This window comes from Micromonospora sp. KC606 (genome assembly GCF_004348675.1).
Classification (GTDB): domain Bacteria; phylum Actinomycetota; class Actinomycetes; order Mycobacteriales; family Micromonosporaceae; genus Micromonospora.
Genome location: NZ_SMKN01000288.1, coordinates 1 through 6019 on the forward strand (window position 1 = coordinate 1; position 6019 = coordinate 6019).

The window sequence follows — 6019 nt, forward strand, 5'->3', positions numbered from 1 at the left end:
GCCCTGCCGCGTCGGGTACACGGTCAACGCGTGGAACACCGGCCTGACCGCCTCGATCACCATCACCAACACCGGCGCCAGCACGGTCAACGGCTGGATCCTCGGTTTCACGCTGCCGACCGGGCAGAGCATCACCAGCGGCTGGAACGCCACGTACACGCCGACCAGCGGCGCGGTGACCGCGCGTCACGTCTCCTACAACGGGAGCATCGCGCCGAACGCGTCGGTGAACATCGGCTTCCAGGCCAACCACACCGGCAACACCGCAAGGCCGACCTCGTTCACCCTGAACGGGACCGCCTGCACGGTCGCCTGATCCACCGCCCTGGGCCGTGGGCGGACGACGCGTCCACCACGGCCTCGGGCCGGGCTCTGGTCGCGGTCCAGATAAGAGCAACCGCTCCCCGGCCGCCCGCCCCGCCCGGGCCACGGCGACCGTGGGGCACGGGCAACGTCAGCGGCACCAGCGTCGCCACCCGGTCGTCACCGTGACGCCGTGCTCGCCGTGGTCTGGTCCCGCTCGACCAGCCGTCCGCGTCCGCCCCGGCGGTGCGCCGGCTCGGGCAACCGCAGGCGCAGTCGGCCGCTGCCGTCGTCGGTCACCTCGGCCGCGACGCCGTACACGTCACGCAGGAGCCGATCGGTGAGGACGTCCCGGGGCGGGCCGGCGGCGGCGACCGCGCCCCGGTGCAGGACGACCAGCCGGTCGCAGTACGCGGCGGCGAGTTCGATGTCGTGCAGGGCGGCGACGACGGTGACCCCCAGGCCGCAGACCAGGTCGAGCACCGCCAGTTGGTGGGCGAGGTCGAGGTGGTTGGTCGGCTCGTCGAGCAGCAACAACCGTGGCTGCTGGGCCAGGGCCCGGGCGAGGTGGGCACGCTGGCGTTCCCCGCCGGACAGGGTGGCCACGCGTCGGCCGTCGAGGTCGTCGAGGGAACATCGACGCAGGGCGTCGGTGACGACCTGATGGTCGTCCGCGCCGGCACCGCCGACGGCGGACTGGTGCGGCACCCGGCCCAGCGCGACCAGGTCGGCGACGGTGTGCTCAAGATCCACCGGCGTGTCCTGGGTGAGCACGGCCACGTGCCTGGCCACCTGCCGGGCGGGCTGGCGCCACACGTCCGTCCCGTCCAGCAGGACCGAACCGGCGGTGGGCCGGTTCCTGCGGTAGACGCACCGCAGCAGACTGGACTTGCCGCTGCCGTTGGGGCCGAGGAGCCCGACGATCTCGCCGGGTTCGACGGCGAGGTCGACGTCGCGCACGATCATCGCGCCGCGGGGCCCCCAGGAGACCCGGCGTAGGTCGAGGCGGGCCGGGGTCACGTGCGTGCCCTCCGCAGCAGGTACAGGAAGAAGGGGGCGCCCAGTAGCGCGGTGATGACGCTGATCGGCACCTCGTCCGGGTCGTTGACGGTGCGCGCGGCCAGGTCCACCCAGACCAGGAAGACCGCGCCGGCGAGGCCGGCGACCGGCAGGAGACGCCGGTGGTCGGGCCCGACCAGCAGCCGCATGGTGTGCGGGACGATGAGGGCGACGAAACCGATTCCGCCGGTGACGGAGACCAGGCTGGCGGTCACCAGGGCGCAGCCGACGATGAGGTGGCGGCGTACCCGCTCGCCGTCCACGCCGAGACTGGCGGCGGTGTCGTCGCCGAGCGTCAGCGCGTTCAGCCGGGTGATGTGGGTGACGAACCAGACGCCCGCCGCCGCCGTCACTGCGACCGCGACGGGCAGGTGCCCCCACTCGGTGCCGGCCAGCCCGCCGAGGGTCCAGTGCAGCGCGGAGCGCACGTCCCGGTCCGGTGTGGTCAGCACGACGTACTGGGTGACGGCCTCGCACAGCGCGGCGACGGCGACGCCGGCCAGGATCAACCGGACGGTGCTGGCGCGACCGAGGGCGAGGACGACGGCGAAGGCGGCGATCGCGCCGGTGAACGCGCCGGCCGGCACCGAGACGACGGCGAGCGGAGACAGGCCGATCAGCATCACGCTGACGGCGCCCAGGGACGCGCCGGAGGTGACCCCGATGAGGTACGGGTCGGCGAGCGGGTTGCGCAGGACGGCCTGGAGCACGGCGCCGACCAGGGCGAGCCCGGCGCCGGTGACGGCGCCCAGGAGGACGCGCGGCAGGCGGATGCCCCAGACGATCGCCCGGTCCGGGCCGATGATGCCGGCGCCGTCGGCGAGGCCGAGTTCGTGGCCGATGACGTGCCACACGACGTCGAGGGGGATGGCGACGGGGCCGAGGCTGACAGCGGCGGCGACCGAGGCGAGGAGCGCGACGGTCAGCAGGGTGAGCCATCCGGTGAGCGGGAGCCGGAAGGCCCCCGCCCTGGCCCGGACGACCACGGCGGGGGCGGCGGTACGGGTGGTCACTCAGCCGAGCCCGGCGACGATGGTCCGCAGGGCCCGGCCGGAGCGCAGCCCCGGCTGGTTGTCGTTGACCGGGACGACGATGAATTGCTTCTGCTTGACGGCGGTGACGCCCTGGATCGGCGGGTAGCTGGTCAGGAAGGCGATCGCCGCGTCGGCGGGCTCGAATGCCTGGTCCTCGATCAGGATCGCGTCCGGGTCGCGCTTGACCAGTTCCTCCCAGTTGACCTGGCCGTATCCGGTGACCTCCGGAAAGGCGTTGCTGGCGCCGGCCCGGCGCAACAGGTCGTCCACCAGTGAGTGCGTCCCGGGCGTCGTCGGCTTGTCCTTGCCGCCGGAGTAGACGAACACCGTCGGGTTGCCGGACACCGGTTTGACGGCGTCGACCTCGCCGCGCAGCTTCGTGACCACCGCGTCGGCCTTGTCCGCCGCGCCGAGCAGGTCGCCGAGGTTCTTCAGGTCGGCGTAGGTGTCCTCCAGCGTGGCCTTGTGGCCCTGGCAGGCACCCGACAGCAGGTACGAGTTGACGCCCTCCCCGGCGAGCTTCGCCCGGTCACCGAGGGCCTTGGGCCCGTAGTCGTCGGGGTAGGCGCTGACCACGAGTTCGGGACGGGCGGCGAGCACGGTCTCCTTCGACGGTGGGGGGAACGCCTTCTTGGCGATGATGGCCACCCCCTGCATGTCGCCGGCGTACTCGGGCAGCAGTTCACCCGGGGCGACGGTGCCGACCAGGCGCTCGCGCTGGCCCAGCGACAGGACCAACTCAGTCGCCGGGGTGCTGGAGGTGACGATGCGCTGCGGCGTCTGCCGGTAGGTGTACTGCTGGCCGCAGTTGGTGACGGTCTTCGGCCCGGGGGCGTCGCCGGCCCCGGCGGTGGTCGACTCGGCGGGTCCGCCGCAGGCGACCAGGGTGAAGGACAACGCCCCTGCGATGAGCGTTCTTCTCATTGGTGTTGTTTTCCTCTCGTGGGAACGGCGGGCTGGCGCGGTGGGCGGTGCCGGGTGTGTGGTGGGCCAGGTCGCTGCCGGTCAGACATGGGGCACCGGAAGGAGGCAGGGGCGGTCGGGCAGGGGTTCGACGCCCGCGCCGAGGAACGGGAAGGCGGCCGGCGCCGTGGACCGCAGGCCGGGCACGAGGACGCGGACGACGGTGTGACCGAGCGCGGCGACGTCCGCGGTGGTGAGATCCACGGTGAGCACGGCGAGGTCATGGGCGGCGAGAGCCGCGTCCAGGTCGCGACCGGCGGCGGCCCAGCCGTGGTGCTCCGGGACGGGATCACCGCCGGCGAGCCGGCGGGTGACCGCCCCGGCTACGCGGGGGTCGGCGAGCAGCTGCGCGTGGCAGACGATGTCGGTGGCGTCGGACAGGTCGGGGGCGTACGAATCGGCGTAGCGGCGGTCCGCCCGGTGTGGCCGCAGCGGCTGCCAGTCCAGGGCCCCGTCGGCGACCAGCCGGACCGTCCGCAGGCTCTGGCACGCCTCGGCGGCGGCCTTGCCGGCGGCGGAGGTGGCGTCCGCGGCGAGCGCGCAGCCGACGCCGAGCAGCCCGTCGTGGTCCTCGGTCACGGCCAGCACGACGGGTGCGGACAGCAGGTTCGGCACGGCCCGCAGCGTCCCGGGAAAGCCGGGAACGGCGTGTCTCAGCAGCGGGAACCGGGTGCCGGCGTGCCAGCAGGTGGCCAGGGCGTGGCGTTCGACGACCTCGGCCAGCGCGGCGGCGCGGGCCCGCGCCCACGTGCGGCCGGCCGCGATCCCGGCCGCGACGGGCAGGTGGGGCGCCGGCCCGGTGGCCGGTGGGGAAAGCGAGCACAGCGACGCCGGCGCCCAGACCCGCGCCCGGTGTCCGTCCGTGCCGGCGACCCAGGCGATCCGGTCGTCCCGGTCCAGGCCGGTGAACGGCACGTGCTGGTCCGGGCGGTACAGGACGAGCAGCCGCGGGTCGACCGCGAGGTGGCCGCCCGCGGTCAGGCCGTGCCAGGTGTCGACCGTGGCGGGCCGTGGGGTGCGATGCCCGCAGTAGCGTTCCATCGCCTCGCCCAGGGCGGCGGCGGTCGCGGCGTCCGGGCAGGTCCACGACGACCCGGACACGGTGGGTCGCCCGCCGGCCGGACCCAGCCAGGCGAGGTCGGCGTGCGTGACGTGCAGGCCGACCGGCAGGCGTTCGTGGTGCAGCGCGGTGACGAGGCCGGTACGCCGGTCGGTGATCATGTGTGCGGGAGTGGGACGCGGTTGACGTCCGCCTCGGGCAGCGGTGTCGCACGCAGACCGAGTCGGACGGGGTCGGTGTAGAGCCGGCTCCCGCCGAGGAACGGGTAGGCCGCCGGCGGGTTGCCGTAGGCGCCGGGGGCCACCACCCGCACCACGAAGACCCCGGCGGTCGCGGCGTCCGGTGTCGTCACGTCCACGGCGACCGCCTCGATGCCCTGGGCGGCCAGCCGACGCAGGTAGGCGGCCCGGATGTCGCCGTCGAGGTGCGGCAGGTCGTCGAGCCCGACCAGCTCGTCACCGCCGGTGATCGGGTGCAGGTGCGCGCGCATGGCCGGGTCGAGCCAGAGCTGGCCGTGGCAGCCGAGGTCCACCACGTCGGCCCAGTCCGGCCGGTACGAGCGGGCGTAGCACCGGTCGGCGCGCCAGGGGTGGAAGATGGTGCCGTCGATGAGCCCGGTCCGGGCCGCCCGCCAGATCTCGCCGTCCGGGTCGAGCAGGCCGACGGCGTACCGGCGCAGGGTGACCGCCTCGGCGAGGGCCTTGGCGACCGCCGACGCCGGTGCGGGCCGGGCGGCGACGCCGATGGCGGTGATCCGCAGCTCGGGGTCGTCGAGCAGCACCCCGATGACGGGGACGTCGAACACGGTCGGAATGGCGATCACCCGGTAGCGGATGTCGGCCGGGGTGCCGGCGGCCCGGGCCCAGCCCGGGCCCCGTTCCGGGTCCGGCACCAGCAGGCGGGACAGCGCCGGGTGGGCCACGTCGACCGGGCGGGCGGCAAGCGCGTTGGCCCACCAGATCACCGTGGCGTCCCGTTCGATCACCTCCTCCAGCGCGGCGGTCTCCGCGGCGGTACGGGTGGGCCCGGCCGCCAGCCCGGACAGCATCGAGAAGTTGGTACGCGGTTCGTCCTGCCGGGGCGGTATCAGCCAGTTGACGTAGACCAGAGACGCCGGCACGGCCGTCGGTGCGCCGTCCGACAGGGCGTAGCCGGCCGTCCACAGCGCCTCCACGTCCGAGGTGAAGGGCTCGAACGGGAAGTCGGGTTGCGCGTACTGGGCCGGCGAGTGCAGCGCCAACGCGGTCGGGTCGACGGCGCGGTCTCCCCTGGCGGCCAGCTGCCGGTAGCTGGCCCGGCGCAGCCCGGCGGGCACGAAGTTGCCGCAGTAGCGTTCGACGGCCTCACCGACGGCGGACCGGCGGGCCTGCTCGGGGTCGGCGAACGCGGTGCCGGTGGCGACCCGGTCGGCCGGCCAGGGCAGGTGGCGCATCATGTCGGCCACGTCCGCGACCACGATGTCCAGGCCGGACGGCCACCACTGCTCGACGGGCAGCCGGACGGTGCCCCGCACGACGCCGGTGCGGGTGTCGATCAGCGCGTCCACGGCTGGCTCTCCTTGGGTGTGGGCGTGTGCAGCGCCAGCGTGTCGATGGTGAGC

Annotated in this window: 6 protein-coding genes; 1 reads left to right on the forward strand and 5 read right to left on the reverse strand. The window is 74.4% G+C overall.

The genetic code is table 11. The features are described 5' to 3' along the window. The coding region (locus E1193_RS29320; protein WP_207922919.1) for a cellulose binding domain-containing protein at positions 1 to 316 on the forward strand (316 nt) is incomplete at its 5' end. A 167-nt stretch (positions 317 to 483) separates the two neighbouring features. Here the strand turns inward: E1193_RS29320 and E1193_RS29325 are convergent. The 5 genes from E1193_RS29325 to E1193_RS29345 all read right to left on the reverse strand — a co-directional run bounded on the left by E1193_RS29325 (position 484) and on the right by E1193_RS29345 (position 5965). Then, a complete protein-coding gene (locus E1193_RS29325; RefSeq protein WP_132186405.1) occupies positions 484 to 1323 on the reverse strand; it encodes an ABC transporter ATP-binding protein in 840 nt (279 codons plus the stop codon). Further along, on the reverse strand, positions 1320 to 2375 hold the full coding sequence (locus E1193_RS29330) for an iron ABC transporter permease (RefSeq protein ID WP_132186406.1): 1056 nt from the start codon (positions 2373 to 2375) through the stop codon (positions 1320 to 1322). The genes E1193_RS29325 and E1193_RS29330 overlap by 4 nt, the downstream gene beginning before the upstream one ends. After that, complete coding sequence (locus E1193_RS29335; RefSeq protein ID WP_132186407.1) at positions 2376 to 3320, reverse strand: ABC transporter substrate-binding protein; 945 nt, start codon at positions 3318 to 3320, stop codon at positions 2376 to 2378. Positions 3321 to 3401: 81 nt separating this feature from the next. After that, on the reverse strand, positions 3402 to 4580 hold the full coding sequence (locus tag E1193_RS29340) for a YcaO-like family protein (RefSeq protein WP_132186408.1): 1179 nt from the start codon (positions 4578 to 4580) through the stop codon (positions 3402 to 3404). Further along, entirely contained in the window at positions 4577 to 5965 is a 1389-nt protein-coding gene (locus E1193_RS29345; RefSeq protein WP_132186409.1) for a YcaO-like family protein, read from the reverse strand. The genes E1193_RS29340 and E1193_RS29345 overlap by 4 nt, the downstream gene beginning before the upstream one ends. Positions 5966 to 6019: the final 54 nt, after the last annotated feature.